Annotated in this window: 22 protein-coding genes; 17 read left to right on the forward strand and 5 right to left on the reverse strand. The window is 73.5% G+C overall.

All coding sequences use genetic code 11. From position 1 onward, the window contains the following. Positions 1-126 precede the first annotated feature (126 nt). Together ACH4OW_RS05305 and ACH4OW_RS05310 are read left to right on the forward strand one after the other, a co-directional pair. Complete coding sequence (locus tag ACH4OW_RS05305; RefSeq protein WP_398025098.1) at positions 127-1,338, forward strand: acyl-CoA dehydrogenase family protein; 1,212 nt, start codon at positions 127-129, stop codon at positions 1,336-1,338. A gap of 120 nt (positions 1,339-1,458) precedes the next feature. Then, positions 1,459-3,711, forward strand: a complete 2,253-nt coding sequence (locus tag ACH4OW_RS05310; protein WP_398025100.1) for a tetratricopeptide repeat protein — start codon at positions 1,459-1,461, stop codon at positions 3,709-3,711. A gap of 12 nt (positions 3,712-3,723) precedes the next feature. On the opposite strand, the gene ACH4OW_RS05315 is transcribed toward ACH4OW_RS05310, so the two are convergent. Then, positions 3,724-5,034 carry a glycoside hydrolase family 27 protein gene (locus ACH4OW_RS05315; RefSeq protein WP_398025103.1) on the reverse strand — a complete coding sequence of 437 codons (1,311 nt, stop codon included), beginning with the start codon at positions 5,032-5,034 and terminating at the stop codon, positions 3,724-3,726. Between the two features lie 168 nt (positions 5,035-5,202). Between ACH4OW_RS05315 and ACH4OW_RS05320 the strand changes: the two genes are divergently transcribed. The 5 genes from ACH4OW_RS05320 to ACH4OW_RS05340 all read left to right on the forward strand — a co-directional run bounded on the left by ACH4OW_RS05320 (position 5,203) and on the right by ACH4OW_RS05340 (position 12,135). Beyond that, entirely contained in the window at positions 5,203-6,759 is a 1,557-nt protein-coding gene (locus tag ACH4OW_RS05320) for a phytoene desaturase family protein (protein WP_398025105.1), read from the forward strand. Positions 6,760-6,876: 117 nt separating this feature from the next. Further along, positions 6,877-7,980, forward strand: coding sequence for a nitronate monooxygenase family protein (locus ACH4OW_RS05325; protein ID WP_360137843.1), 1,104 nt, complete (start codon positions 6,877-6,879; stop codon positions 7,978-7,980). A gap of 16 nt (positions 7,981-7,996) precedes the next feature. Then, complete coding sequence (locus tag ACH4OW_RS05330; protein WP_398025108.1) at positions 7,997-9,562, forward strand: acyl-CoA synthetase; 1,566 nt, start codon at positions 7,997-7,999, stop codon at positions 9,560-9,562. Between the two features lie 65 nt (positions 9,563-9,627). Next, positions 9,628-11,172, forward strand: a complete 1,545-nt coding sequence (locus ACH4OW_RS05335) for a fatty acyl-CoA synthetase (protein WP_398025111.1) — start codon at positions 9,628-9,630, stop codon at positions 11,170-11,172. Between the two features lie 168 nt (positions 11,173-11,340). After that, a complete protein-coding gene (locus tag ACH4OW_RS05340) occupies positions 11,341-12,135 on the forward strand; it encodes a VOC family protein (RefSeq protein WP_398025113.1) in 795 nt (264 codons plus the stop codon). A gap of 159 nt (positions 12,136-12,294) precedes the next feature. On the opposite strand, the gene paaK is transcribed toward ACH4OW_RS05340, so the two are convergent. Beyond that, entirely contained in the window at positions 12,295-13,653 is a 1,359-nt protein-coding gene (gene paaK, locus ACH4OW_RS05345; protein WP_398025115.1) for a phenylacetate--CoA ligase PaaK, read from the reverse strand. Between the two features lie 119 nt (positions 13,654-13,772). Here paaK and ACH4OW_RS05350 point away from each other — a divergent pair, with 119 nt between their 5' ends. The 5 genes from ACH4OW_RS05350 (at position 13,773) to ACH4OW_RS05370 (ending at position 18,329) form a co-directional block, all read left to right on the forward strand. Beyond that, positions 13,773-14,471 carry an alpha/beta fold hydrolase gene (locus ACH4OW_RS05350; protein WP_398025118.1) on the forward strand — a complete coding sequence of 233 codons (699 nt, stop codon included), beginning with the start codon at positions 13,773-13,775 and terminating at the stop codon, positions 14,469-14,471. Positions 14,472-14,629: 158 nt separating this feature from the next. Continuing rightward, complete coding sequence (locus ACH4OW_RS05355; RefSeq protein ID WP_360137858.1) at positions 14,630-14,866, forward strand: hypothetical protein; 237 nt, start codon at positions 14,630-14,632, stop codon at positions 14,864-14,866. 103 nt (positions 14,867-14,969) lie between these two features. Next, entirely contained in the window at positions 14,970-16,034 is a 1,065-nt protein-coding gene (locus ACH4OW_RS05360) for an RNA polymerase subunit sigma-70 (RefSeq protein WP_398025120.1), read from the forward strand. Between the two features lie 87 nt (positions 16,035-16,121). Next, complete coding sequence (locus ACH4OW_RS05365) at positions 16,122-16,571, forward strand: hypothetical protein (protein ID WP_398025122.1); 450 nt, start codon at positions 16,122-16,124, stop codon at positions 16,569-16,571. 144 nt (positions 16,572-16,715) lie between these two features. After that, positions 16,716-18,329, forward strand: coding sequence for an adenosine deaminase (locus ACH4OW_RS05370; RefSeq protein ID WP_398025242.1), 1,614 nt, complete (start codon positions 16,716-16,718; stop codon positions 18,327-18,329). A gap of 57 nt (positions 18,330-18,386) precedes the next feature. On the opposite strand, the gene ACH4OW_RS05375 is transcribed toward ACH4OW_RS05370, so the two are convergent. Together ACH4OW_RS05375 and ACH4OW_RS05380 are read right to left on the reverse strand one after the other, a co-directional pair. Further along, a complete protein-coding gene (locus ACH4OW_RS05375; protein ID WP_398025124.1) occupies positions 18,387-19,655 on the reverse strand; it encodes a cytochrome P450 in 1,269 nt (422 codons plus the stop codon). Positions 19,656-20,008: 353 nt separating this feature from the next. Continuing rightward, positions 20,009-21,640: an acyl-CoA synthetase gene (locus tag ACH4OW_RS05380; RefSeq protein ID WP_398025126.1), complete on the reverse strand. Its 1,632-nt coding sequence runs from the start codon at positions 21,638-21,640 to the stop codon at positions 20,009-20,011. 214 nt (positions 21,641-21,854) lie between these two features. On the opposite strand from ACH4OW_RS05380, the gene ACH4OW_RS05385 reads away from it, so the two are divergent. From ACH4OW_RS05385 to ACH4OW_RS05405, 5 genes are all read left to right on the forward strand, one after another. Then, on the forward strand, positions 21,855-22,655 hold the full coding sequence (locus tag ACH4OW_RS05385) for a crotonase/enoyl-CoA hydratase family protein (RefSeq protein WP_360137876.1): 801 nt from the start codon (positions 21,855-21,857) through the stop codon (positions 22,653-22,655). A 26-nt stretch (positions 22,656-22,681) separates the two neighbouring features. Beyond that, complete coding sequence (locus ACH4OW_RS05390; protein WP_398025129.1) at positions 22,682-23,656, forward strand: Zn-ribbon domain-containing OB-fold protein; 975 nt, start codon at positions 22,682-22,684, stop codon at positions 23,654-23,656. Continuing rightward, a complete protein-coding gene (locus ACH4OW_RS05395; protein ID WP_398025131.1) occupies positions 23,656-24,702 on the forward strand; it encodes a thiolase domain-containing protein in 1,047 nt (348 codons plus the stop codon). The genes ACH4OW_RS05390 and ACH4OW_RS05395 overlap by 1 nt, the downstream gene beginning before the upstream one ends. Next, positions 24,699-25,880: a thiolase domain-containing protein gene (locus tag ACH4OW_RS05400; protein WP_360137885.1), complete on the forward strand. Its 1,182-nt coding sequence runs from the start codon at positions 24,699-24,701 to the stop codon at positions 25,878-25,880. Before ACH4OW_RS05395 ends, ACH4OW_RS05400 begins: the two co-directional genes overlap by 4 nt. An 81-nt stretch (positions 25,881-25,961) precedes the next feature. Next, a complete protein-coding gene (locus tag ACH4OW_RS05405; RefSeq protein WP_360137888.1) occupies positions 25,962-26,201 on the forward strand; it encodes a DUF397 domain-containing protein in 240 nt (79 codons plus the stop codon). Positions 26,202-26,228: 27 nt separating this feature from the next. Here the strand turns inward: ACH4OW_RS05405 and ACH4OW_RS05410 are convergent, their stop codons facing one another. Further along, the gene (locus ACH4OW_RS05410) at positions 26,229-26,966 is read right to left on the reverse strand and encodes a leucine-rich repeat domain-containing protein (protein ID WP_360137891.1); all 738 of its coding nucleotides are present in this window, start codon (positions 26,964-26,966) and stop codon (positions 26,229-26,231) included. Positions 26,967-26,991: the final 25 nt, after the last annotated feature.

Here is a 26,991-nt window from a genome sequence, read left to right on the forward strand (position 1 = left end):
ACACGTTCTAGTGTGCCCTCGACCCGTTACCCGACGGCCCGTCAGAAACGCTGCCGGCCGCGCCACCGGCGCGTCGGGGAGCGCACGCGCCACGCGCGAGCCGGGCCCGTCAGACCAGGAGGGGCCGTGCACCTCGAATACACCCCCGAACAGCAGCGGCTGCGGTCCGAACTGCGGGAGTACTTCGCCGCCTTGGTGCCGGACGGCGCGTACACCCGCTTCCGGGAACCCGGCGGGCCGTCCGGTGCCGGGCCCACCGCGCAGAAGCGGTTCTACCGCGCGACCGTCCGGCGGCTCGGCGGGGACGGCTGGCTGGGGGTCGGCTGGCCCGAGGAGTACGGCGGCCGGGGCATGACGCCGATGGAGCAGTTCGTCTTCTTCGACGAGGCGGCGCAGGCGGGCGTCCCGCTGCCGCTGATGGCACTGAACACCGTGGGGCCGACGATCATGCGGTACGGCACGGACGAGCAGAAGGAGTACTTCCTGCCCAAGATCCTCTCCGGGGAGATCGACTTCGCGATCGGGTACAGCGAACCGGAGGCCGGCACGGACCTCGCGTCGCTGAAGACCCGGGCCGTACGCGACGGCGACGCCTACCTCGTCAACGGGCAGAAGATCTGGACCACCAACGGCGACACGGCCGACTGGGTGTGGCTCGCCGTACGCACCGCCCCCGTGGAGGACGGCGTGCCACCCCACAAGGGCATCAGCCTCCTCCTGGTGCCGACCTCCGACCCCGGCTACTCCTGCACCCGCATCAACACCCTCGCCTCGCACGACACCACCGCCAGCCACTACGAGAACATCCGCGTCCCCCTCACCCGCCGCGTCGGCGAGGAGAACCAGGGCTGGCGGATCATCACCAACCAGCTCAATCACGAACGGGTCACCCTCGCGGCACACGGCACCATGGCCGTCCGCGCCCTGCACGACGTCCAGCGCTGGGCCGCCGGCACCAAGCTGGCCGACGGCCGGCGCGTCGCCGACCTCGGCTGGGTACGCGGCCGGCTGGCCCGTACACACGCCAGGCTCGACGCGATGAAACTGCTGAACTGGCAGATGGTGGACGCCCTCCAGCGCGGCACGCTCACCCCACAGGACGCCTCCGCGGCCAAGGTCTACGGCTCGGAGGCGCGGCGCGACGCGTACGCCTGGCTGATGGAGATCGTCGCGGCGGCCGGCCCCTTGAAGGACGGCTCGGCAGGCGCAGTCCTGAACGGCGAACTCGAACGCGGCTACCGCTCCGCGGTCATCTTCACCTTCGGCGGCGGCAACAACGAGATCCAGCGCGAGATCATCTCCTGGATCGGCCTCGGAATGCCACGGGTGCGGCGGTAGGCCGCCTCCCGGACCGCCCCCGCGGTGCCCCCTCAGCGCCCTACAAGGTGCGCCGTCGCGCCGCCATACTGGGCGGGCGGAGCACTCAGGGGAACCGCGGGACGGGGGCGCGGGCGGGCGATGGCGGAGAGCAGGCTGGTACAGGGGCGTTACCGCATGCTCGACCTGATCGGGCGGGGCGGCATGGGGGAGGTGTGGCGGGCGCGCGACGAGTCCCTCGGGCGGCAGGTCGCCGTCAAGTGCCTCAAGCCGCTCGGGCCGCAGCACGACCCGTCCTTCACGCGCGTGCTGCGCGAGCGCTTCCGGCGCGAGGCGCGGGTGGCCGCGGCGCTCCAGCACCGCGGCATCACGGTGGTCCACGACTTCGGCGAGGACGACGGCGTCCTCTTCCTGGTGATGGAGCTGCTGGACGGCCGCAATCTCAGCCAGCTGCTGGAGGACAACCGGCACGACCCGCTGCCCGTACCGGACTTCGCGGACATCGCCGAGCAGGTCGCGGCGGCCCTCGCGTACACCCACGAGCAGTCCGTCGTGCACCGCGACCTCAAGCCGGCGAACATCGTGCGGCTCGCCGACGGCACGGTCAAGATCTGCGACTTCGGCATCGCCAGGCTGGGCCACGACATCGGCTTCACCGCCCGGCTGACGGGCACCGGCATAGCGATGGGCACGCCGCACTACATGTCGCCCGAACAGATCGGCGCCGGTACGGTCGACCACCGGAGCGACCTGTATTCACTCGGGTGCGTCCTGTACGAACTGGCGACCGGGGTGCCGCCGTTCGACCTCGACGACGCCTGGGCGGTCCTCGTCGGCCACCGCGACACCGCGCCGGAGCCGCCGCGCGGCCACCGGCCCGACCTGCCGGGGGCGTACGAGCAGATCGTGCTGGACCTGCTGGCCAAGGCCCCGGAGGACCGGCCGCGCGACGCCGCCGAGCTGGTGAAACGCCTCGTCTCGGCCCGCCGGGCCCAGGAGGGGCCCACGCAGCCCTGCGGGCCCGCGCCCCCGGCGGGCCGAAACGGTGCGGCGGCCACCCGCCCCGCACACCGGATGCCGGCCTGGACGCAGGGGATGACCAGCGGATTCCCGGCCGCCGGGCCCCGCCCGCCGCGGGGTGGCGGCAGTGACCGTGCCGCCGGGCTCACCGGCGCGTGGACGAGCGGCCTGCCGCCGCTGAGCCGCGACACCACCGAACCCGCCCACAGCGGGCGGCCCGTGCCCTCGCCGGAACACCTCGCCGCGCTGGCCGCCCGGCACAACGCCGGGCTCAGCCTGGGGCGGCTCGGCCGCTGGACGGAGGCGGGGGAGGTGCACCGCGCGGTCGCCGCGGAACGGGAACACGCGCTGGGCCCCGACCACCCCGACACCCTCGCCAGCCGCTTCGAAGTGGCCTTCACCCTCGCCAGATCCGGGCGGCCCGCCGACGCGCTGCGCGAATACGAGGCGGTGGCCGCCGGGCGGGAACGGGCGCTGGGCGCCGACCACGTGGACACCCTCGCCGCCCGCCAGGAGACGGCCTACGCGCTGGGCAGGCTCGGCCGGCACTTCGAGGCCCACCAGGTGTACGTGGCCGTCCTCGCGGCCCGGGAGCGCACCATGGGGCCCGAGCACCCCGACGCGCTGCGCTGCCGGCACAACCTCGCCTTCAACCTCAGCCGCCTCGGCCGCCTGGAGGACGCGTACCGGATGGCGCGCGACGTGGCCTCGGCGCGCGCCCGGGTGCTCGGCCCGCAGCACCCGGACACCCTCGTCACCCGGTACGAGGTCGCCTACCTGCTGGGCCAGTTGGGCAAGTGGACGGAGGCGTTGCAGACCTACCGGCAGGTGGCCGCCGACCGGGTCCAGGCGCTCGGGCCCGGCCACCCCGACACCCTCGCGGCCCGCTACGAGGTGGGGATAAGCCTGGGCCGGCTCGGGTGCAGCGCCGAAGCGCTGGAGCTGTACCGGGACCTCGTCGACGCCCGTACGGCCGCGCAGGGCCCCGCCGACCCGGAGACGCTGCGCGCCCGGCACGGCCTCGGCGTCAACCTCGGCCGCCTCGGCCGCTGGGAAGAGGCACTGGCCGAGGCCCGTTCGGTGGCCGCGCTCCGCGAACAGGTGCTGGGCGCCGACCACCCCGACACGCTGGTCAGCCGCCGGGAGATCGCGGTCGCGCTGGGCTGGCTGGGCCGCTGGCCCGACGCGCTGGCCGTCTACCGGCAGGTCGCCGCGGCCCGCGAACGGGTGCTGGGCGCCGACCACCCCGACACCCTCGCCAGCCGCGGCGACGAGGCCCAGTGCCTGGAACAGCTCGGGCGCTCGGCCGAGGCGGTGGCGCTGTACCGGCGGGTCGCCGCGCTGCGGCAGCGGCGCGCGGGGCCCGGCCGCTGAGGCCGCCGCCCGTCACCGCCGCGGACGCACCCGGTACAGCACCGTCCCGTGGGCCGGCACGCGTGCCGAGATCTTCCCCGTGGTGCGGGAGACGCGCTTGGTGACCAGGTCGCGCAGTTCGTACGAGCGGGCCTTCGGCAGCCCGGCCGTCCTGGCGGTGGTGGTCAGCGTCCGTGCGGAGTCGCCCGCGTTGAAGAGCGCGACCGCCCGGTCGCCGTTCTCCAGCGGCTTGGAGAGCACGTCGTACCCCGCGCCCTGCTGCACGACGCGGCCCTGTACGCCCTTGGCGTCCTGGTCCACCGCGATGACGTCGCGGTTGCCGAGCACCTTGAGCGCGGCCGGCGAGAGCTTCGTCAGGTCGGTGCTGGAGATCAGCGGCGCGGCCATCACGGCCCACAGCGACATCTGGCTCTGGATCTCCTGCGCCGACAGGCCCGAGTCGCCGGCGAGCAGGAAGTCGGGGTCGTTCCACCGGCCCGGGCGCTGGAAGTGCGCCAGCTTGGCGTTGTACGCGTAGTTGTACGTGATCGAGGCCCACTTCTTGGCGCCGCCGTGCTTCTCCACCGCGATGTCCCGGCCCTCCCGCCACAGGTTGCCGGCCTCGGAGGACCAGCGGATCACCTGGTGCCAGACGCGGTCGCCGTCGTACTGGAAGTAGGCGGGCGCCGAGACCGAGAAGACGATGGGCCGGCCGGTCTTCACGAGCGCCCGGCCGACCGCCCGGTAGGCGTCGTGGTAGGTGCGCTCCTTGGTCTTGCCGGGCGTGGTGGGCAGGTTGCACCCGTCCATCTTGAGGTAGTCGACCTTCCACTTCGCGAAGAGGTCGGCGTCCTGCTGGTAGTGGCCGAGGCTGCCCGGGTACTTCTCGCAGGTCAGGTTGCCGACATCCTCGTAGATACCGAACTTGAGTCCCATCCGGTGCAGTTGGCGGCCCACGTGTTCCATGCCGTGCGGGAACCTGGCCGGGTCGGGTACGAGGTTGCCCTTGGCGTCGCGCTTCTTGAGCATCCAGCAGTCGTCGACGGTCACCGTGTCGTAGCCCTTGGCCGCGAGGCCCGACCTCACCAGGGCCCGCGCGTTGCCGAGGACGACCTTTTCGTTGATGTCGCACATGTAGTACGACCAGTTGTTCCAGCCCATCGGGGGTTTCGGGGTGAGGTTCGGGTAGGCCGCCGCGGTGCGCGCGCCCCCGGGGGGTTCCGCCGGGCCCGGCGCGGTAGGCAGGGCCGCCGCCGGGGCCGCGGCGGAGGCGGAAAGAGCGCCGGTCGCACACAGGGCGGCGGCGCTCAGGACGATCAGGACGCGCCTCGGGGGACGCGGCACCGGCGAAACGCGCAAAGGGCACCTCACGGGGGGACGGGGCAGGCCGATCTGACGCATCGTCGGACGGTAGGAACGTAGGAGGAAGAGAGCAAGGAGCCGCGCGGTCCGCTTCCCGGAATTCAGCCGTCCGTACCTGGCGGCGGCGATCACCTCGTGCTACCAAGAGGCATGCCGGAACGGACTTCGTACGACGCGGTCATCGTCGGCGGCGGGCACAACGGTCTGGTCGCCGCCGCCTATCTCGCGCGGGCCGGGCGCAGCGTGCTGGTGCTGGAGCGGCTGGACCACACCGGCGGCGCCGCGGTCTCCGCCCGTGCCTTCCGTGGCGTGGACGCGCGGCTGTCCCGCTACTCCTACCTCGTCAGCCTGCTGCCGCCGCGGATCGTACGCGACCTCGGCCTGCGCTTCGCGGTGCGCAAGCGCTCGGTCTCCTCCTACACGCCGGCGGTGCGCGGCGGCCGCGCCACCGGGCTGTTCGTCGGCTCGGACGAGGCCGTCACCCGCGCCTCGTTCGCCCGGATCACCGGCTCGGACCGGGAGTACGCGTCCTGGCGCCGCTTCCACGGGATGACCCGGCGGGTCGCCGAGCGGGTCTTCCCCACGCTCACGGAACCGCTGCCGACGCGCGCCGCGCTGCGCGCCCGCGTCGACGACGAAGTCGCCTGGGAAGCCTTGTTCGAGCGCCCGCTCGGCGAGGCGGTGGAGGCGGCGTTCGCCGACGACCTCGTACGCGGTGTGGTGCTCACGGACGGGCTGATCGGCACGTTCGCGGACTCCCACGACCCGACGCTGGTGCAGAATCGTTGCTTCCTCTATCACGTCATCGGCGGCGGCACCGGGGACTGGGACGTGCCGATCGGCGGCATGGGCGCACTGACCGACGAACTGGCCGACGCCGCCCGCAAGGCCGGCGCCGAGATCGTCACCGGCTGCCCGGTGACCGGCATCGCCACGGACGGCCGCACGGCCGAGGTCACCTGCTCGAAGGGGACGTTCGGGGCCCGCCACGTCCTCGTCAACGCGGCCCCGCACACCCTCGCCGGACTCCTCGGAGAACAGCCCCCGGAACCCGCCGAGGGCGCCCAGCTCAAGGTCAACATGCTGCTCACCCGGCTGCCGTGGCTGCGCGACACCGGCGTCGACCCGCGCCTGGCCTTCTCCGGAACCTTCCACGTCGCCGAGGGCTACGAACAGTTGGCGGCCGCACACCGGCAGGCGGCCGCCGGCGGACTGCCCGCGGCGCCGCCCTCGGAGATCTACTGCCACTCCCTCACGGACCCCTCCATCCTCGGCCCCGACCTCGTACGCCAGGGCTACCAGACGCTCACCCTCTTCGGCCTGCACGCCCCCGCCCGACTCTTCGCCGAGGACCACGACGCCACCCGCGAACGCCTCCTCGCGGCCACGCTCGCCCAGGTGGACGCGGTGCTGGCCGAGCCGCTCACCGACTGCCTGGCGGCCGACGCGGACGGCCGGCCGTGCATCGAGGCCAGAAGCCCGCTCGACCTCGAACGCGACCTGGGCCTGCCGGGCGGCCACATCTTCCACCGCGACCTGGCCTTCCCGTACGCCGAAGAGGCGGACGAGGACGACGCCGCGGCCCGGTGGGGCGTGCGGACCGCCCACGCCAACGTGCTGCTATGCGGAGCGGGCGCGGTCCGGGGCGGCGGAGTGAGCGGCATCGCCGGCCACAACGCGGCCATGGCGGTGCTCGAACAGAGCTGAGGCCGCCCCGGGCGGCCGATCGGCACCGCCGGAAAGCGGGATGTGCGTCAACGCTTTTGCTGACGCTGCATCAGAAAGTCTCTTCCCTCGGGCGGCGCCCTGCGGCATCCTGCGCCCATGCAGACGGAGCTGAGCAACCAACTGGGAGTCGAGCACGCCGTCTTCGGGTTCACCCCGTTCCCGGCCGTGGCCGCCGCGATCACCCGGGCCGGGGGCTTCGGCGTGCTGGGCGCGGTCCGCTACGCGGCGGCCGGTGACCTCGCCCGCGACCTCGACTGGATGCAGCAGCACACCGACGGCAAACCGTACGGCCTCGACGTGGTCATGCCCGCCCGGCAGGTCGCGGGCGTCACGGAGGCCGACATCGAGGCGATGATCCCACCCGAGCACCGGCGCTTCGTCGAGGAGACCCTCGCCAAGCACGGCGTGCCCGAACTGCCCGCGGGCGAGGCGTCCGGCTGGCGGATCACGGGCTGGCTGGAGCAGGTCGCCCGCTCGCAGCTCGACGTCGCCTTCGACTACCCCGTGAAGCTGCTGGCCAACGCGCTCGGCTCACCACCCCCCGACGTCGTCGAACGCGCCCACGCGCGCGGCATCCTCGTCGCGGCCCTGGCCGGCAGCCCACGGCACGCCCGGCACCACCGGGACGCCGGGATCGACGTCGTCGTCGCCCAGGGCTACGAGGCCGGCGGCCACACCGGCGAGATCGCCACCATGGTGCTGACACCCGAGGTCGTCCGCGCGGTGGACCCGCTGCCGGTGCTCGCGGCCGGCGGCATCGGCACCGGCGAGCAGATCGCCGCCGGGCTGGCGCTGGGCGCGCAGGGCGTCTGGCTCGGCTCCGTCTGGCTGACCACCGAGGAGGCGGCGCTGCACTCCCGGCGGCTCACCGAGAAGCTGCTCGCGGCGGGCTGCGGCGACACCGTACGGTCCCGCGCCCTGACCGGGAAGCCCGCCCGCCAGCTGCGCACGGCGTGGACCGACGCCTGGGACGACCCGGCGGGCCCCGGGCCGCTGCCCATGCCCCTCCAGGGGCTGCTGGTCGCCGACGCCGTCTCCCGTATCCAGAAATACGAGATCGAGCCGCTGCTCGGCACGCCGGTCGGCCAGATCGTCGGGCAGATGAACTCCGAGCGCAGTGTGCAGGCGGTCTTCGACGAACTGACCCGCGGGTTCGAGCGGGCCGTCGACCGTGTCAACCGTATCGCCGGGCGCGGCTGAGCCGAGGAGGACCAGCATGTCGGCATCCATGGCGTCATCGACCCCCAACGGCTTCTGGGCGCAGGCCGCCGCCGATCCGGCGCGTACGGTCCTGGTCGCCCCGGACGGCGCGGAGTGGACCGCCGCCCGGCTGCACGCCGCCTGCAACCGCCTGGTGCACGGGCTGCGCGCCGCGGGCGTGGAGCGTGGCGACGCCTTCGCGGTCGTCCTTCCGAACGGCGTCGAGTTCTTCACCGCCTACCTGGCCGCCGCGCAGGCGGGCCTGTACCTCGTACCGGTCAACCACCACCTCGTCGGCCCGGAGATCGCCTGGATCGCCGCCGACTCGGGCGCGAAGGTGCTGATCGCGCACGAACGGTTCGCCGACGCCGCCAGGGCCGCCGCCGACGAGGCCGGGCTGCCGCCGGAGCGGCGCTACGCCGTCGGCGCGGTGGACGGGTTCCGGCCGTACGACGCGCTCCTGGACGGGCAGCCGGAGGCCCCGCCCGAAGGACGCACGCTCGGCTGGGTCATGAACTACACCTCGGGTACCACCGGGCGGCCCCGCGGCATCCGCCGCCCGCTGACCGGGCGGCTCCCCGAGGAGTCCCATCTCGGCGGCTTCCTCGGCATCTTCGGCATCCGGCCCTTCGACGGCAACGTGCACCTGGTGTGCTCGCCGCTCTACCACACCGCCGTACTCCAGTTCGCGGGCGCTTCCCTGCACCTCGGGCACCGGATCGTCCTGATGGACAAGTGGACGCCCGAGGAGATGCTGCGCCTGATCGACACCTACCGCTGCACCCACACACACATGGTGCCCACGCAGTTCCACCGCCTGCTCGCCCTGCCCGCCGAGGTGCGGGCGCGCTACGACGTGTCGTCGATGCGGCACGCCGTCCACGGCGCCGCGCCCTGCCCCGACCACGTCAAACGGTCGATGATCGACTGGTGGGGGAGCTGCGTCGAGGAGTACTACGCGGCGAGCGAGGGCGGCGGCGCCTTCGCCACGGCCGAGGACTGGCTCAAGAAGCCGGGGACGGTGGGCAGGGCCTGGCCGATCAGCGAACTGGCGGTCTTCGACGACGACGGGAACCGCCTGCCGCCCGGCGAACTCGGCACCGTCTACATGAAGATGACCACCGGCGGCTTCAGCTACCACAAGGACGAGACCAAGACGCGGAAGAACCGCATCGGCGACTTCTTCACCGTCGGCGACCTCGGCCACCTCGACGAGGACGGCTACCTCTTCCTCCGCGACCGCAAGATCGACATGATCATCTCGGGCGGGGTCAACATCTACCCCGCCGAGATCGAGTCCGCCCTGCTCGCCCACCCCGCCGTCGCCGACGCCGCGGCCTTCGGCATCCCGCACGACGACTGGGGCGAGGAGGTCAAGGCCGTCGTCGAACCCGCGGCGGGGTACCCGCCGGGACCGGCCCTCGCCGACGCGATCCTGGCCCACTGCGCCGAACGGCTGGCCGGCTACAAGCGCCCGAGAACGGTCGACTTCGTCGCGGCCATGCCGCGCGACCCCAACGGCAAGCTCTACAAGCGGCGCCTCCGCGATCCCTACTGGCAGGGGCGGGAGCGCGCCGTGTAGCGATGCCGCCTCCGGGGCCGCGCCGCGCCCTTGACCCGGGTGGAGCCGGGGCACAGGATCGCGCCATGACGGGAGTGCGCGCGAACACGGTCGACGGAGTCCTGCGGCGCAGCGCGGGGCGGGTGCCAGGGCGTACGGCGGTACGGTACGGGGACCGGGCCTGGACCTACCGCGAGCTGGACGACGCGGTGACGGCCGCCGTGACGGCCCTGCTGGACGCCGGGCCGGCGCCGGGCGACCGGGTCGCCGCGTACGGGCACAACTCCGACGCGTACCTGATCGCCTTCCTGGCCTGCGCGCGGGCCGGGCTGGTGCACGTGCCCGTCAACCACAACCTCGCCGGCGACGAACTGCGGTACGTCATCGAGCAGTCGGGCAGCACGCTCGTCCTCACCGACCCGGCCCTGGAGCACCGGCTGCCGGACACCGTCCGCACCATGCCGCTGCGCGACGCCACCGGCTCGCTGCTGGAACGTGCGAGAGAGGGACTGCCCCAGGGGACGTTTCGCCTCGTGACGGGCGGTACGGGCGGCCCGTACGGCTCGCGGTCCGACGAACTGGTCCAGCTCCTCTACACGTCCGGCACCACCGGGCTGCCCAAGGGCGCGATGATGACGCACGGCGCGCTGGTCCACGCGTACGCGTCCGCCATCGCCGCGCTGGACCTCAAGGAGACCGACCGGCCCGTGCACAGCCTGCCGCTCTACCACTCGGCGCAGCTGCACGTCTTCCTGATGCCCTACCTCGCCGTGGGCGCCGAGAACGTCATCCTCGACGCCCCCGACCCGTACCGGATCTTCGACCTGGTGGAGGCGGGCAGGGCCGACAGCCTCTTCGCCCCGCCCACCGTCTGGATCGGCCTCACACGGCACCCCGGATTCGCCAACCGCGACCTCGGCGGCCTGCGCAAGGCGTACTACGGCGCGTCCGTCATGCCGGTACCCGTACTGGAAAAGCTGCGCGCCCGGCTGCCGGGACTGGCCTTCTACAACTGCTTCGGGCAGAGCGAAATCGGCCCGCTGGCCACGGTCCTGGGGCCGGACGAGCACGAAGGCCGGATGGACTCCTGCGGCCGGCCGGTGCTGTTCGTGGAGGCCCGGGTGGTGGACGGGAAGGGCATCGACGTGCCCGACGGCTCGCCGGGGGAGATCGTCTACCGCTCGCCCCAGCTGTGCTCGGGCTACTGGGACAAGCCGGAGGAGACCGCGGCGGCGTTCGACCGCGGCTGGTTCCGCTCCGGCGACCTGGCGGTCCGGGACGCGGACGGGTACTTCACGATCGTGGACCGGGTCAAGGACGTCATCAACTCCGGTGGCGTGCTGGTGACCTCGCGCCGGGTGGAGGACGCGCTGTACGCGCACCCGGGGGTCGCCGAGGCCGCGGTGATCGGGCTGCCGGACGAGCGCTGGATCGAGGCGGTGACCGCCGTCGTCGTGCCGCGGGCGGGGGCGGCGCCGGACGAGGCGGAGCTGATCGCGGTCGCCCGGGAGCGGCTGGCCGGGTTCCAGGTGCCCAAGCGCGTGCTGTTCGCCGACGCGCTGCCGCGCAACGCCAGCGGCAAGATCCTCAAGCGCGAACTCCGCGAGCGCTACGGCCGGGACCTGCCGTGAACTGCGCACACAGGGCGGGTGGGGCACCGGCGGGGGGAGATTGTCAGACCCCCCTGCCATGCTGAAAGTGCCGGGGAAAAGCACCGCGAATTCCCGGTGGCGAGGGCGTTCGTGCTCGTTCTGCGGCCGCCCGCGTCGTGACCCGACAGGACGCCGGAGGAGAAGATCATGCTGACGACCCAGTACGTCCCGGGCGCGCCGAACTGGCTCGACCTCGGGGTCACCGACACCGAAGCGGCCGCCGCTTTCTACGGCGGCGTGTTCGGCTGGACCGCCGAGTCGGCCGGGCCCGACGCCGGCGGGTACGGCTTCTTCCAGCTCGGCGGCAAGACCGTCGCCGGGGTGGGCCCGCTGACGGAGGAGGGGGCAAGCGCGGCCTGGACGGTCCACTTCCACAGCACGGACGTGGACGCCCTGGCCAAAGCGGTGGAGCAGGCCGGCGGCGTGGTCCGCTTCGGCCCGTGCGACGTCTTCACCGCCGGCCGGCTGGCCGGGTTCACCGACCCGACCGGCGCCGAGTTCGCCGTCTGGCAGCCCCGCGAGACGCCCGGCCTGGAAGTCGTCGCCGGGCCCGGCTCGCTCGCCTGGACCGAGCTGTACACCACCGACGCTGCCGCCGCGAAGACGTTCTACCGCTCGGTCTTCGGCTGGGAGACCGTGGACAACGAGATGGGCGACGACTTCGTCTACACGGTCGCCTCGCCGGCCGGCACCGACCCGGCGGGCGACGCCGGGCACAGCGGCCTCATGCAGCTTCCCGAGGAGGCGCGCGCGGCGGGCTCGGCGTCGGAGTGGCACCCGTACTTCGGCGTGGCCGACTGCGACGCGACGGTCGCCGCGGCCACCGAGCGCGGGGCGACGGTCGTCATTCCTCCCGAGGACGCCGAGGGCATAGGCAGGCTGGCCAAGCTCCTGGACCCGTTCGGCGCCCCGTTCGCGTTGATCACGCCGAGCCCCAGGTAGCAGGGCGCGGGTAGCAGGCCCCAAGTAGCAGGGGAGTGCCGGAGGACGACGGGAGGGGCATCGGAGGAACCCGGGAGGGACACGGGAGGAACACCGGAGGGGCGGGCGGGGGCGGTCAGCCGCGGGCGTCGATGATGCGCGGCGGGGCGGGCGGGGCGGTCAGCCACGGGCGTCGACGATGCGCTTGAGTTTGCCGACGGAGCGTTCCAGCGACTCCGGATCGACGATCTCCACCGCGACCGAGACGCCGATGCCGTCCTTGACCCCACGGGCGATCAGGCCGACGGCCGCCGTCCGCGCCTCCGGAGTCGCGTCCGGCCGGGCCTCCGCCCGTACGGTCAGGTGGTCCATCCGGCCCTCGCGGGTCAGCCGCAACTGAAAGTGCGGCGCGACGCCGGGCGTGCGCAGCACGATCTCCTCGACCTGGGCGGGGAAGAGGTTCACCCCGCGCAGGATGATCATGTCGTCGCAGCGCCCGGTGACCTTCTCCATGCGGCGGAAGGCCGGGCAGGCGGTGCCGGGCAGCAGCCGGGTCAGGTCCCGCGTCCGGTACCGCACCACCGGCATGGCCTCCTTGGTCAGCGAGGTGAACACCAGCTCCCCGTGCGCACCGTCCGGCAGCGGGGCGCCGGTGATCGGGTCGACCACCTCCGGATAGAAGTGGTCCTCCCAGATGTGCAGCCCGTCCTTCGTCTCCACGCACTCCTGGGCCACGCCGGGGCCCATCACCTCAGAAAGGCCGTATATGTCGACCGCGTCGATCGCGAAGCGCTCCTCGATCTCCCGGCGCATTTCCTCCGTCCACGGCTCCGCGCCGAAAATACCGACCTTGAGGGAGGTGGTACGCGGATCGACGCCCTGCCGTTCGAACTCGTCGAGGAGGGTGAGCATGTAGGTCGGCGTCACCATGATGACCTCGGGCCGGAAGTCCCGGATGATCTGCACCTGCCGGGCGGTCATGCCGCCGGAGGCGGGGACGACCGTGCAGCCGAGGCGTTCGGCGCCGTAGTGCGCGCCGAGGCCGCCGGTGAACAGGCCGTAGCCGTAGGCGATGTGGACCTTGTGGCCGGGGCGGCCGCCCGCCGCGTGGATCGAACGGGCGACGACGTCGGCCCAGACGGACAGGTCGCGCTCGGTGTAGCCGACGACCGTCGGGCGGCCCGTCGTGCCGCTGGAGGCGTGGATGCGGCGGATCTCGTCCTGCGGCACGGCGAACATGCCGAAGGGGTAGTTGGCCCGCAGGTCGTCCTTGGCGGTGAAGGGGAAGCGGGCCAGGTCGGCGAGCGACCGGCAGTCCTCCGGGCGCACTCCGGCCCGGTCGAAGGACTGCCGGTAGAACGGGACGTTCTCGTACGCGTGCCGCAACGAGGCACGCAGCCGTTCCAGTTGCCGCGACCGCAGCTCCTCGGCGGTGAGCCGCCGTACCGCGTCGGCCGCGTCCGCCACCGAGGCGCCCGCACCGGCCCCCGTGCCCGTACCCGCGCCCGGCTCCCCGCTCCTGCTGCGTGCATCCGGCATCTGCTTCACCGTTCCGTGTGCCGACCGATCATTCGGTTGCTGAACGCGGTCCAAGTAATCAGCGGGTGGCGAACGCGTCAAGGGGCGTGACCGGGTCCCGCGTGGGTAGCTTCGAGCGCATGAGCGACGTACAGAAGGTCCAGGTCGGTGACGTCCAACTGGCATACCGGTGCTGGGGCGAGGCGGACGCGCCCCCTGCGGTGCTGCTCCACTGCCTCGGCGAGGACGGCGAGGACTGGCGCGGCGTGGTCGGCCAACTCGCCACCACCCACCGGGTGTACGCGCTGGACCTGAGGGGCCACGGCCGCAGCGACTGGCCGGGCGAGTACGGCTTCGAGCGCTGGCGTGACGACGTGGCCGGGTTCCTCCGGGAGCTGCGGCTGGGGCCCGTGGCGCTCATCGGCCACTCCGTCGGCGCGATCGCCGCGCTGCTGCTGGCCGCCGACCGGCCGGAGCTGGTGGAACGGCTGGTGCTGGAGGAGGCGGCACCGCCCGTCCAGGGCGATCCGCCACAGGAGGTCACCGACCCGCCGCCGGGCCCGCTGGGGTTCGACTGGCAGGCCAAGGTGGCCGTGGTGGCGCAGCGCAACGCGCCGGACCCCGGGTGGTGGGACGGCCTGGCCAAGATCACCGCGCCGACCCTGGTGATCGCCGGCGGCCCCACCAGCCACATCCCGCAGCAGCAACTCCAGGACATGGCCGAGCGCATCCCGGACTGCCGGCTCGTCACCGTCGAGGGCGCCGGCCACCTCGTCCACGAGGAGCGCCCCTTGGAGTTCCTCGACGCGGTCCGGGCGTTCCTCGTCCCCCGGCCCTGAGCGCCGGCGGTTCCGGGGCCCGCCGGCCCCCGCCGAGGGGCCGCGCGGGCCCGCCCACGTCCGGCCCGATGCCGGGGCCCGGCCCACGTCCGGCCCAATGCCGGGGTCCTGCCCGCGTTCCGTGGTGCGCTGACCGCGCAACCGTAGAAAGGATCATCATGCGTGCGTCTTTCCGTACCACCGCCGGTCTCCTCGCCGCGGCCGCGCTGCTCAGCGCCGCCCTGCCCGCCGTGGCCCGAGCCGACTCGGACGACGACTCCGCCTCCCAGGCCACCGCAGGCCGTACCGGCAGAGCCGACTCCCCGTCCAAGACCGGGACGCCGTACCCCCTCGGGCTGACCGGGCTCGCCGACAACGCCAACGTGGGTGTCACCAGCGTCTCCGACCGAGACTAGTCTCCCGGTGGTGCCTGCACACCCGCAGGTGCCACCGGCAACGTTGCCGACCCGGCCGTGACGCGGCCGGGTCCCCGGCGTGCGCGAGGGGGCGGTTGAGGGCATGCGGGGGCAGGGAGGGGCGGACGAGCGGGCGGAAGCCGCGGTCCGGGAGGGGGACGAGCGGGCGTTCGCGCGGCTCGCCGAGCGCTACCGCCACGAATTACGGGTGCACTGCTACCGGATGCTCGGCTCCTTCGACGACGCGGAGGACCTCGTACAGGAAGCGCTGCTGCGGGCCTGGCGCAAGAGGGCGACCTTCGAGGGGCGGGCGACCTTCCGGGCCTGGCTGTACCGGATCGCCACCAACGCCTGTCTGGACGCGCTGGCCGGCCCCGCCCGCAGCCGGGAGATCGCGGTGGCGGTCGACAGCGCGGGCGGCACGGTGCGTTCCGCGCCGGCCGAGGTGACCTGGCTACAGCCTTACCCGGACACCCTGCTGGACCTGGCGGCACCGGCCGACGGCGGCCCGGAAGCGGTGGCGATCGCCAGGGAAACCGTCGAACTGGCCTTCCTGGCGGCCGTCCAGCACCTGCCGCCGCGGCAGCGGGCCGTGCTGGTCCTGCGCGACGTCGTCGGCCTGCCCGCCGCCGAGACGGCCGAGGCGCTTGAGCTGACCGTGGCCGCGGTCAAGAGCGCGCTGCAACGCGCCCGCGCCACCCTGCGCGAGCAACTGCCCGAGCGGCGCGCCGACTGGGCGCGGGCGACGGGCCCGAGCGACGCCGAACGTGCCCTCCTCCAGCGCTTCACCGCCGCCTCCCGGGCGGCCGACGTGCCCGCGCTGGCCGCCTTGCTGCGCGAGGACGTCCGGCAGACCATGCCGCCCGCCCACCTGGTGTTCGAGGGGCGCGCGGCCGTCCTGGGCATGTGGGCGCCGGTCCTGGAAGGCGACCAGGTGTGGGGCGACTGGCACGCCGTACCGGTCGCCGTGAACCGGCAGCCGGCCGCCGTGAACTACGTACGGCGCCCCGGTTCCCCGGTGTACACGGCGGTCAACATCGACGTGCTCCGCGTCGAGGACGGCCGGATCGCGGAGATCACCACCTTCGCGCCGGAGATCCTGCCCGCCCTCGGCCTCGCCTCCGTCCTGACGCCCGCCGACGTGCGGGGCGGCGCGGACGAGGAGTGACGCGGGTCACTCCCGGCCGTCGATTCCTTTCCGCGGGCCCGCCGGTCGTATGAGCGACAGGACGTCACAGGAAAGGGAGGAACGGGCATGACGCAGCGGGCGGAGAACGAGGTGGCGGCGCGGCCGGACGAGGCGGTCGGGGGGCTGGGGCGGCTCGTGGGCCGCTGGCGGGTCGACGGCGGGGCGACGGGCACGGTCACCTTCCGGTTGCTCGACGGGGGTTTCTTCCTGGTGCAGGACGTCGAGTTGGAGCAGCACGGGCGGCCGGTCACCGGCATGGAGGTGGTCGGCCGGGAGAAGCCCTTCGGCGCTGAGGAGCCGGGGGAGGACATCAGGTCCCGTTTCTACGGCAACGAGGGGCACACCCTCGACTACGTGTACGAACTGGAAGGGGACGTCCTGACGATCTGGGGCGGCGAGAAGGGCTCGCCCGCGTATTTCCGGGGCACCTTCGCCGCGGACGGGGACAGTCTCGCCGGCGCGTGGGTCTATCCGGGCGGCGGGGGCTACGAGTCCACGATGACCCGGGTCGGCTGAGCGGCGGCAGGTGCGGCGGCAGCGGTGCGCCGGTTCCGGCGCACCGCTGCCGCGTAGTTCGGGTGGATTTTTGTTCACCCGAGAGGACGCAGCCCCGCCTGCCGTTGCCGTCCCGCCCGCCGGACTCGCCAAGATGAGCGAGTGATCACCTTCCCCCACCGTCGCCGGCGGCACCGCCGGTCCGCCCCGCTCGTCCTCGGCGTGAGCTGTACCGCCGTACTGTCGCTGCTGCCCTCCTCGGCGCTCGCCGCGCCGCCGGAGCCGGGCGTGGCCGCCGCCCCCGCCGACACCGAGCAGCGGGTCGCCGCCCACCTCGCCAGGATCAAGAACCGGCCGGCGGCGCTACGCGCCTTCTTCCGTGCGCTGCCCAAGGGCGCCGACCTGCACAACCACCTCTCGGGCGCGGCTTCGACCGAACTGCTGATCAAGCTGGCGGGCGACGGCGGGCTGTGCATCGACAACAGGACGACGACGGCCAAGCCGGGGCCGTGCGGCCCCGGCACGCGGCCGGCGGTGCAGGCCCGCACCGACCGCGCCTTCCACCGGCGGATCCTGCGGGCCTGGTCGATGCAGGACTTCTCGTCGGCGTCCGGCGAGTCCGGGCACGATCATTTCTTCGCGGCCTTCGGCAAGTTCGGTGCGGTCACCTGGCCCAACAACGGCAAGCTGCTGGCCGAAGTGGCCAACTCCGCAGCCCGGCAGAACCAGTTCTACCTGGAGACGATGCTGACGCCCGCCTCCGAGAGCGGCAAGAAGCTGGCGGACCGGATCGGCTACCACGCGGACCTGCGCAGGATGCACCGGCTGCTGGCGTCCGGCGGCAGGCTGGGCAAGCTCGTACGCGAGGCCGGACGCGACACGGACGCGAGCCAGGCGCAGTTCCGCAAGGCGGCGGGCTGCGGCACCGCCCGTCCGGAGCCCGGCTGCCGGCTGCCGGTCCGGTACATCTCCCAGGTGTCGCGCGGCGCTTCGCCCGCGCGGGTCTTCACGCAGATGGCCGTCGGCATGCGGCTCGCCGAGCGCGACCGCCGGTTCGTCGCGGTGAACCTCGTGCAGCCGGAGGACGAGGAGAACGCGCTGCGCAACTACCGGCTCCACATGCGGATGCTGGACTACCTGCACGGCGTCTACCCGCGCGCCCACATCACCCTGCACGCCGGTGAACTCGTCCCCGGTCTCGTCAAGCCCGAGCACCTCCGCTTCCACATCGACGAGGCGGTGCGCACCGGGCACGCGGAGCGTATCGGCCACGGCGTGGACGTGGCGCACGAGGACGGCGCGCCCGCGCTCCTGCGCACCATGGCCCGGCGGAACACCGCCGTGGAGGTGCCGTTCACCAGTAACCGGCAGATCCTCGGCGTCACCGCCGCCGACCACCCCTTCCCGCTCTACCGGCGCTACGGCGTGCCGGTCGTGCTGGCCACCGACGACCCGGGGATCTCGCGCAGCGACATCAGCCGCGACTACCAGTACGCGGCCGCCGCCTACGGTCTGCGGTACGGGGAGTTGAAGAACCTGGCCCGCGCCTCGCTGGAGCACGCCTTCCTGCCCGGGCGCGGCCTGTGGGGCGAGCGGGGCAACGGGCGCCGTGTGTACGGGCTTTCGCGCCCCTGCCGATTCGAACGTCCCGGCCAGGGCCGCCCACCGCGCGCGGCGTGCGCACGATTCCTCGCCGGGAACCAGAAGGCGGCTCTGGAATGGCGCCAGGAGGTCGCCTTCGCCCGCTTCGAGCACCGCGTTCTGCACACGCGGCTCTGAACGGGGCCTGACGACAGGCGCCCGCTCCGGCCCGGGAGTCCGCCGGGCCGGGCGTCGTCAGGCGCCGCGCGGGGCCAGGACGACCGGCAGTTCCCGCAGGCCGTTGAAGACCAGGCCGGGACGGCGCTGCGGCGGCCGTTCCGGCTCGTACAGGGCCAGTTCGGTAAAGCGCTCGAAGAGGGCGGGCAGGGCGACGGCCGCTTCGAGCCGGGCGAGCGGAGCGCCGAGGCAGTGGTGGATGCCGTGGCCGAAGGCGAGGTGGCGGGTGGGCTCCCGGGTGATGTCGAAGCTCGCCGCGCCGGGCCCGTGCTGCTCGGGATCGCGGCCGAACGCGGTGTACGAGAGCATCACCGGGTCGCCGGCGCGGATGGTGTGGCCGGCCAGGTCCACGTCGCACAGCGCGTAGCGGAACGGGAAGTTGGCGACCGGCGGGTCCCAGCGCAGCACCTCCTCGACCACCGCGTTCCACGCGACCTGCCCGCTGCGGGCGAGCGCCAGCTGACGCGGATGGGCGAGCAGCGCGTACACGGCGTTGACCAGGAGGTTCACGGTCGTCTCATGGCCTGCGACGATCATCAGGAGCAGCGTGTCGACCAGCTCGGTCGGGCTCAGCGCCCCCTCTCCGGAGGCCACCAGCGCGCTCGTGAGATCGTCCCCCGGCCTGGCCCGTTTCTCTTCGAGCAGCCCGCCGAGCGCGGCGCGCAGCGCCCGGTGGGTGGCCAGGATCTCGGCCGGGCCGACCGGGGCGGCCGGGGTGCCGAACAGGGCGGCGCACAGCGACCGCAGCCGGTCGCGGCGGCCGCCGGGCACGCCGAACAGCTCGCAGATCACGTTGACCGGCAGCGGGTGCGCGAACCGCTCCCGCAGCTCGACCGGCTCCGTGGCCGGGCCGGCGGCGAGGCCGTCCAGCAGCAGGCCGGTCAGCTCCTCGACGCGCGGCCGCAGCCGCTCCACGCGGCACACGGTGAACGCCCGGGCCAGCGGCGCGCGCAGCCGGGTGTGGTCGCCCGCCGTCGCGGTGGTCATGTTGGCGACGGTCAGCAGCGGCGCCAGCGGCCAGGAGCGCGGGACCTCCCCGCTGCGCCAGGCACGCCACGCGCCGATGTCCTTGACGAAGCGGCTGTCGGCCAGCACCGCCCGTCCGGCCTGATGGCGGGTCACCAGCCAGGCCGCCACCCCGCCGGGCAGCACGACGGGGACGACCGGCCCCGCGGCGCAGAGCGCGGCCGTGTCCGAGCGCGGGTCGTGCTCCGCGGGGTCGAGCCTGACCCGGAGGTCGTGCGAACCGGAACGGGTGCCTTCGAACCCCACGCTGTCGAAGTCCATGCTTCAGCGTAGAGCCGTTGCCGGGCCGCTTCCCACCCTTGGCGCGGGCCACGGCTTGCTGCATTCGGGCGGCGCGGCGTGTGCCAAGCGGGTGAAGCGCCGTAACAGGAAGTTGACCCACCTGGAGGCGCGGGGCAACCGTGCGGGTGTCCCCTTCCTCCCACACAGGAGAACCGTATGTCCGAGATCCTCGCCGTCATAGCCCGGCCCGGCGCGGCGCACACCCCCTCGCGGGTGTGTCGGCCGCGCCGCCGCCAGCGCCGCACCACCTGAACTGCCGGTCAGGGACTCCGGCCGCCGTCGGGGCGGCGGCCGGAGCCCGGCCGGTGACCGGGGCCCTGCGCGGACGGCCCCTACGGGGCGGCCCCGGAGACCACCGTCTTCGCCCACCGGTAGTCCGCCTTGCCGCTCGGGGAGCGCTGGATGCGGTCGGTGAAGACGACCGAACGGGGAACCTTGTAGCCGGCCAGCCGCGCCCGGCAGTGGGCCTGCAAGTCGGCCGCGTCCACCGGGGACGCGCCGTCGCGCAGCTGGACGACGGCGGCGACCCGGCTGCCCCACCGCTGGTCAGGTACGCCGGCCACCAGCGCGTCGTACACGTCGGGATGTGCTTTCAGCGCCTGCTCGACCTCCTCCGGGTAGACCTTCTCGCCGCCGGAGTTGATGCACTGCGAGCCCCGCCCGAGGACGGTGACGACGCCCTCCTCGTCGACGGTGGCCATGTCGCCGAGCAGCACCCACCGGTCGCCGTTCGCCTCGAAGAACGTCTCGGCGGTCTTGCGCGGGTCGTTGTAGTAGCCGAGCGGTACGTGCCCGCGCAGCGCGAGCCGGCCCACCTCGCCGGCCGCCACCGGCCGGTGCGCGGGGGAGGCCGCGTCGACCACCGCCGTGTGCGCGTTGACGCGTAGCCGGAAGCCCTTGTCCGGCCCTGAGTCCTCGGTGGCGGTGCCGTTGAAGCCCGACTCGGATGAGCCGAAGTTGTTGAGCAGCAAGGCGTCCGGCACGAGGGCCGCGAACTGGGCCCGTACGGTCTCCGAGAGGATCGCGCCCGAGCTGCTGACGCTGAACAGCGAGGAGCAGTCGGTGCCCTTGAGCGGGCCCGCCAGCGCGTCCGCGAGCGGGCGGAGCATCGCGTCGCCGACCAGCGAGATGCTGGTGACCCGCTCGCGTTCGACGGTGCGCAGCACCTCCTCCGGTACGAACTTGCGGTGCAGGACCACTTTCTGGCCGAAGTGGAACGCGATGAAGGCGGTGAGGGTGGACGTGCCGTGCATCAGCGGGGGAGTGGGGAAGAAGACCAGCCCTTCCCCGCCGGCGGCGACGCGTTCGGCCAGCTCCTCCGGGCGCCGTACGGGCTCGCCGGTCGGCGCCCCGCCGCCCATGCCGGAGAAGAACAGGTCCTCGTGGCGCCACATCACGCCCTTGGGCATGCCGGTGGTGCCGCCGGTGTAGATGATGAACTGGTCGTCGGGGGAGCGCGGCCCGAAGCCGCGCTCGGGCGAGCCGGACGCCTCGGCGTCCACGAACGGCACGGGCCGGACGGCGGGCTCGGGGGCGTGCGGTGGCGGCGTGCCGACCCGTATCAGGTGGTGTGGCCCGCCGGTGCGCGGCAGCGCGGCCGCGACTCGGCCGGTGAACTCCGCGTCGAAGACCAGCGCGGCGAGGTCGGCGTCCCGGTAGAGGTACGCCAGCTCGTCCTCGACGTAGCGGTAGTTGACGTTGACCGGGACGGCGCGGATCTTCAGGCAGGCGTAGACGGTCTGGAGGTACTCGACGCCGTTGTAGAGGTGCAGGCCGACGTGTGCGCCGGGGGCGACTCCGCGGGCGCGCAGGTGGTGGGCGAGCCGGTTGGCGGCCCGGTCCAGCTCCGCGTAGGTCAGCCGGCGCGCCGCGCCCGTGCCCGGGTGGTCGAGGTGGACCAGCGCCTCGCGCCCGGGAACCGTGTCGACGACCGACTCGAACAGATCGGCGAGGTTGTATTCCACGTCTCCTCCAGGGCGGGCGGCGGCGTCGGTCTGGCGGTCATTAGAGCGCCGCGCGGCGGACGGGGGAAGGGGCGCGACCACGGAATCTGACTGCCTGTCAGAAAACCCTTGAAGTCGGCCCCCCGCTACTGCAACCTGTTCTACGTTCCGGGGCGTACGGGCGGCTCACGGACGGCGGCGGGCACGGCACGCGGCCGTACGGACAGGAGGACGCATGGGCGGGACCGAACATCTGACCGTGACACGCGAGGGCGCGACCCTGGTGCTCACCCTCAACCGGCCGGAGGCGAGGAACGCGCTCTCCCTGCCGATGCTGGTGGGCCTGTACGACGGCTGGACCGCGGCCGACGAGGACGACGCCGTCCGCTCGGTCGTGCTCACCGGGGCCGGCGGCGCGTTCTGCGCGGGCATGGACCTCAAGGCGCTGGCCGGCCAGGGCATGGCGGGCGAGCGGTACCGCGACCGCCTCGAAGCCGACCCCGAGCTCCACTGGAAGGCGATGCTGCGCCAGTACCGCCCCCGCAAGCCGGTCGTCGCCGCCGTCGAAGGCCCCTGCGTCGCGGGCGGCACGGAGATCCTCCAGGGCACGGACATCAGGGTGGCCGCCCGCAGCGCCACCTTCGGCCTCTTCGAGGTACGGCGCGGGCTCTTCCCCATCGGCGGCTCCACCGTCCGCCTCGCCCGCCAGATCCCGCGCACCCACGCACTGGAAATGCTGCTCACCGGCCGTCCGTACACCGCGGAGGAAGCCGAGCGGATCGGGCTGATCGGGCACGTCGTGCCGGACGGCGGCGCGCTCGCCAAGGCGCTGGAGATCGCCGGGCAGATCAACGCGTGCGGCCCGCTCGCCGTCGAGGCCGTCAAGGCGTCCGTCTACGAGACCGCCTCCATGACCGAGGAGGACGGGCTGAAAGCGGAAATGGAACGCGGTTGGCCCGTCTTCGCCACCGCCGACGCGAAAGAGGGCTCCCGGGCCTTCGCGGAGAAGCGCCCGCCCGTCTTCCGGCGCGCCTGACCCCCGTACGCGAGCGAGGAGCCCGTATGTCCCAGACCTCCCGCACCGCCGGCACACCCGAAGCGCTCACCGCGCCGCTCGTCGTGGAGTTCCCCTTCACCCGGTCGCTCGGCCCCGTGCAGAGCGCCTTCCTCACCGGGCTGCGCGAGCGCGTCGTCCTCGGCGTACGCACCGGCGAGGGCCGGGTGCTGGTGCCGCCCGTCGAGTACGACCCCGGCACCGCCGAGGAGCTGCGCGACCTCGTCGAGGTCGGCAGCACCGGTGCGGTCACCACCTGGGCCTGGAACCCGGCCCCGCGCCGCTGCCAGCCGCTGGACACGCCGTTCGCCTGGGTGCTGGTCCGCCTCGACGGCGCCGACACGGCCCTGCTGCACGCCCTGGACGCGCCAGGGCCCGAGGCCGTGCGCACCGGGATGCGGGTGCGCGTGCGGTGGGCGCGGGAGCGTACCGGCGCGATCACCGACATCGCGTGCTTCGAACCGTACGCAGGGGGCGGCGCGGCAGGGGAAGCCGTCCCGCACAGCGGCGGGTTCGCCGACCCCGTCACCGGCATCACCACCCCCGCCCGCCTCGACTACACCTACTCGCCGGGGCGCGCCCAGACCCGCTACTTGACCGCCCTCGCCGGCCGCCGCACCGTCGGCGAACGCTGCCCGTCCTGCCGCAAGGTCTACGTGCCGCCCCGCGGTGCCTGCCCCACCTGCGGCGTCGCCACTCGGGAGCAGGTCGAGGTCGGCCCCGGAGGCACGGTCACCACCTTCTGCATCGTGAACATCAAGGCCAAGAACCTCGACATCGAGGTGCCGTACGTCTACGCGCACATCGCCCTGGACGGCGCCGACCTGGCCCTGCACGCGCGCATCGGCGGCATCCCGTACGACCAGGTACGCATGGGGCTGCGGGTGGAGCCGGTGTGGAGCGACGACGGCCGCTTCCCCGACCACTACCGGCCGTCCGGCGAACCCGACGCCGGCTACGACAGCTACAAGGAGCTGGTCTGATGCGTGAGATCGCGGTCGTCGCCTTCGCACAGAGCGACCACACCCGCGACACCTCCGAGGTCTCCGAGGCCGAACTGCTGCTGCCGGTCCTCCAGGACGCACTGGCCCAGGCGGGGCTGCGGACCGGCGAGATCGACTTCACCTGCTCGGGGTCGTCGGACTACCTGGCCGGGCGGGCCTTCTCCTTCACCATGGCACTCGACAGCGTCGGCGCCTGGCCGCCCATCGCCGAGTCGCACGTGGAGGCGGACGGCGCCTGGGCGCTGTACGAGGCGTGGGTCAAGCTGCTGACCGGCGAGGCCGAAACCGCGCTCGTGTACGCGTACGGCAAGACCTCGCCCGGCGAGGTGCGCGACGTGCTCACCCGCCAGCTGGACCCCTACTACCTCGCGCCGCTGTGGCCCGACTCCGTCTCCCTGGCGGCCCTCCAGGCCCAGGCCCTGATCGACGCCGGCGACACGGACGAACGGGCGCTCGCCGGCATCGCGGCCCGCAGCCGCGCCGACGCGGTGGCCAACCCGCACGCGCAGCTCAGCGGCCCCGTGCCGCGCGGCTCCTACGTCGTACGGCCGCTCCGGACCGGCGACTGCCCGCCCGTGACCGACGGCGCCGCCGCCGTCGTCCTCGCGGCCGGGGACACCGCGCGGCGGCTGTGCGAGCGCCCCGCCTGGATCCGCGGCATCGACCACCGCATCGAGGCACACGCACTCGGCGTACGGGACCTCACCGACTCGCCGTCCGCCCGGCTGGCCGCCGAGCGCGCCGGCGCCTTCGAACAGCCGGTGGACACCGCCGAACTGCACGCGCCCTTCACCGCGCAGGAGGTCGTGCTCCGCAAGGCGCTCCGGCTGGACGACGCGGTACGGGTCAACCCGTCCGGCGGGGCGCTCGCCGCCAACCCCGTGATGGCCGCGGGACTCGTCCGGATCGGCGAGGCGGCGGACCGGATACGGCGCGGGGAGTCGCGGCGGGCGCTGGCCCACGCCACCTCCGGGCCCTGCCTCCAGCACAACCTGGTCGCCGTACTGGAAGGGGAGCCGCGATGAGCGGGGCCGCAGTCGCGAAGGAGCCCGTCGCCGTCACCGGCGTCGGGCAGACCCGGCACGTCGCGGCCCGCCGCGACGTCTCCATCGCCGGACTCGTGCGCGAGGCCGCGCTGCGGGCGCTGGAGGACGCCGGGCTGGGCTGGCAGGACGTCGACGCCGTCGTCATCGGCAAGGCCCCCGACTTCTTCGAGGGCGTCATGATGCCCGAGCTGTACCTCGCCGACGCGCTCGGCGCCGTCGGCAAACCGATGCTGCGCGTGCACACCGCCGGCTCGGTCGGCGGCTCGACCGCCCTGGTCGCGGCCGACCTCGTCGCCGCCCGCGTACACCGCACCGTGCTGACCCTCGCCTTCGAAAAGCAGTCCGAGTCCAACGCCATGTGGGGCCTGTCGCTCCCGGTCCCGTTCCAGCAGCCGCTGCTCGCCGGGGCGGGCGGCTTCTTCGCCCCGCACGTGCGCGCGTACATCCGGCGTACGGGCGCCCCCGCCACGGTCGGCTCCCTCGTCGCGTACAAGGACCGCCGCAACGCGCTGAAAAACCCCTACGCCCACCTCCACGAGCACGACATCACCCTGGAGAAGGTGCAGGCGTCCCCGATGCTCTGGGACCCGATCCGCTTCTCCGAGACCTGCCCGTCCTCCGACGGCGCCTGCGCGATGGTCCTCACCGACCGCGCGGGCGCGCGGCGGGCGCCGCGCCCGGCGGCCTGGGTGCACGGCGGGGCGATGCGCAGCGAACCGACCCTCTTCGCCGGCAAGGACTTCGTCTCCCCGCAGGCGGGCAAGGACTGCGCCGCCGCGGTGTACCGGCGGGCCGGGATCACCGACCCGCGCCGGGAGACCGACGCGGTCGAAATGTACGTACCGTTCAGCTGGTACGAGCCGATGTGGCTGGAGAACCTGGGCTTCGCCGCGCCCGGCGAGGGCTGGCAGCTCACCGAGGCCGGGGTGACGGAACTCGACGGCGACCTGCCCGTCAACCCGTCCGGCGGGGTGCTGTCCGCCAACCCCATCGGCGCCTCCGGCATGATCCGCTTCGCCGAGGCGGCACTCCAGGTGCGCGGGCAGGCGGGCGAGCACCAGGTCCCCGGCGCGCGGCGCGCCCTGGGGCACGCGTACGGGGGCGGCTCCCAGTTCTTCTCGATGTGGCTGGTGGGCGCGGAACCGCCCACCACGTGACACGGGCGTGCACCGTGGTCTGTCGGTCACCGGGCGCGATGGCTAGGCTGACCGCACCGCCGAACCGGGAGGAGCAGCGACGTGGCCGAGGGCATCACCGAGCAGCGGCTCGCGAACGGGGCCGTACCGGAGCTGGATCTGACCGGCGCCGCCTGGCAGTCGAGCAGCCAGGGGGTGGGCGACGTCCAGGTCGCCTTCGTCGAGGGGTACATCGCGATGCGCAACCGGCGCACACCGGACGTGCCCGCGCTGGTCTTCACACCGGCCGAGTGGCGCGGCTTCGTCCTCGGCGCCCGGCACGGGGAATTCGACCTCACCTGACGTCCCACGGAGCCGGGCCCCGAGGCGTCAGACCAGGACGAAGCAGCCGCGTTCGCGCAGCGCGCGCAGCGGCGCCGCGTCGTGGTCCACAAAGTTCCAGCGCAGGTCCAGCTTCTCCAGACGGGGCAAGTCGGCCAGCCAATCCGGCACGCCGCGCAGGGCGTTGCCGCGCAGGTCGAGCCGGCGCAGCAACGGAAGCCCGCGCAGGGCCTCCGGGACCTCGGGCAGGGCGTTCTCCCGCAGCTCCAGCTCGCGCAGCGCCTGGAGGCCGCTCAGGGCGGCGGGCAGCCCCCTCAGGTGGTTGCCGCGCAGCCACAGCTCCCGCAGGCGCGCGAGGCGGCCGAGGGAGGCCGGCAGGTCCGTGAGGGACGCGTGCTGCGCGCGGAGTTCGTGCAGCCCCGCCATGTCGCCGAGCGACGCGGGCAGCAGGCCGAGCGGGTTCTCCCCGACGTTGAGATAGCCGAGCCGCTCCAGCTTGCCGAGGGCGGCGGGCAGCGCGGTGAGCCGGTTGTCGTGCAGGTAGAGAAAGCGGGTGAGGCCGGTCAGGTCCCCGATCTGTTCGGGAAGATCCGTCAGGGCGTTGTGGCCGAGGTCGAGCGTGTGCAGCGCCCGCAGCCGGCCGAGTTCGGGCGGGAGCGCGGTCAGCTCGTTGCCGGCGAGGATCAGCACCCGCAGCCCGGTACGCGCCCAGACCTCGGCGGGCACCGAACGCAGGCCCGCCTTCCAGTGGTCGAGCACCTGCGCGGAGCCGGGAGCAGTGGTCATGCACGCAGGTTAAAGGACGCCTCGC

Origin of the sequence: Streptomyces sp. NPDC017056 (assembly GCF_044332485.1) — a bacterium.
Taxonomy (GTDB): Bacteria; Actinomycetota; Actinomycetes; order Streptomycetales; family Streptomycetaceae; genus Streptomyces.

Bases quoted from the DNA above. Each gene is read 5' to 3' on its own strand.
- ACH4OW_RS05330 (WP_398025108.1), top strand. From the start codon at position 7,997: ATGTCGGCATCCATGGCGTCATCGACCCCCAACGGCTTCTGGGCGCAG.
- ACH4OW_RS05395 (WP_398025131.1), top strand. From the start codon at position 23,656: ATGCGTGAGATCGCGGTCGTCGCCTTCGCACAGAGCGACCACACCCGC.
- ACH4OW_RS05335 (WP_398025111.1), top strand. From the start codon at position 9,628: ATGACGGGAGTGCGCGCGAACACGGTCGACGGAGTCCTGCGGCGCAGC.
- ACH4OW_RS05310 (WP_398025100.1), top strand. From the start codon at position 1,459: ATGGCGGAGAGCAGGCTGGTACAGGGGCGTTACCGCATGCTCGACCTG.
- ACH4OW_RS05325 (WP_360137843.1), top strand. From the start codon at position 6,877: ATGCAGACGGAGCTGAGCAACCAACTGGGAGTCGAGCACGCCGTCTTC.
- ACH4OW_RS05365 (WP_398025122.1), top strand. From the start codon at position 16,122: ATGACGCAGCGGGCGGAGAACGAGGTGGCGGCGCGGCCGGACGAGGCG.
- paaK (WP_398025115.1), bottom strand. From the start codon at position 13,653: ATGCCGGATGCACGCAGCAGGAGCGGGGAGCCGGGCGCGGGTACGGGC.
- ACH4OW_RS05410 (WP_360137891.1), bottom strand. From the start codon at position 26,966: ATGACCACTGCTCCCGGCTCCGCGCAGGTGCTCGACCACTGGAAGGCG.
- ACH4OW_RS05320 (WP_398025105.1), top strand. From the start codon at position 5,203: ATGCCGGAACGGACTTCGTACGACGCGGTCATCGTCGGCGGCGGGCAC.
- ACH4OW_RS05375 (WP_398025124.1), bottom strand. From the start codon at position 19,655: ATGGACTTCGACAGCGTGGGGTTCGAAGGCACCCGTTCCGGTTCGCAC.
- ACH4OW_RS05350 (WP_398025118.1), top strand. From the start codon at position 13,773: ATGAGCGACGTACAGAAGGTCCAGGTCGGTGACGTCCAACTGGCATAC.
- ACH4OW_RS05360 (WP_398025120.1), top strand. From the start codon at position 14,970: ATGCGGGGGCAGGGAGGGGCGGACGAGCGGGCGGAAGCCGCGGTCCGG.
- ACH4OW_RS05340 (WP_398025113.1), top strand. From the start codon at position 11,341: ATGCTGACGACCCAGTACGTCCCGGGCGCGCCGAACTGGCTCGACCTC.
- ACH4OW_RS05385 (WP_360137876.1), top strand. From the start codon at position 21,855: ATGGGCGGGACCGAACATCTGACCGTGACACGCGAGGGCGCGACCCTG.
- ACH4OW_RS05355 (WP_360137858.1), top strand. From the start codon at position 14,630: ATGCGTGCGTCTTTCCGTACCACCGCCGGTCTCCTCGCCGCGGCCGCG.
- ACH4OW_RS05390 (WP_398025129.1), top strand. From the start codon at position 22,682: ATGTCCCAGACCTCCCGCACCGCCGGCACACCCGAAGCGCTCACCGCG.
- ACH4OW_RS05400 (WP_360137885.1), top strand. From the start codon at position 24,699: ATGAGCGGGGCCGCAGTCGCGAAGGAGCCCGTCGCCGTCACCGGCGTC.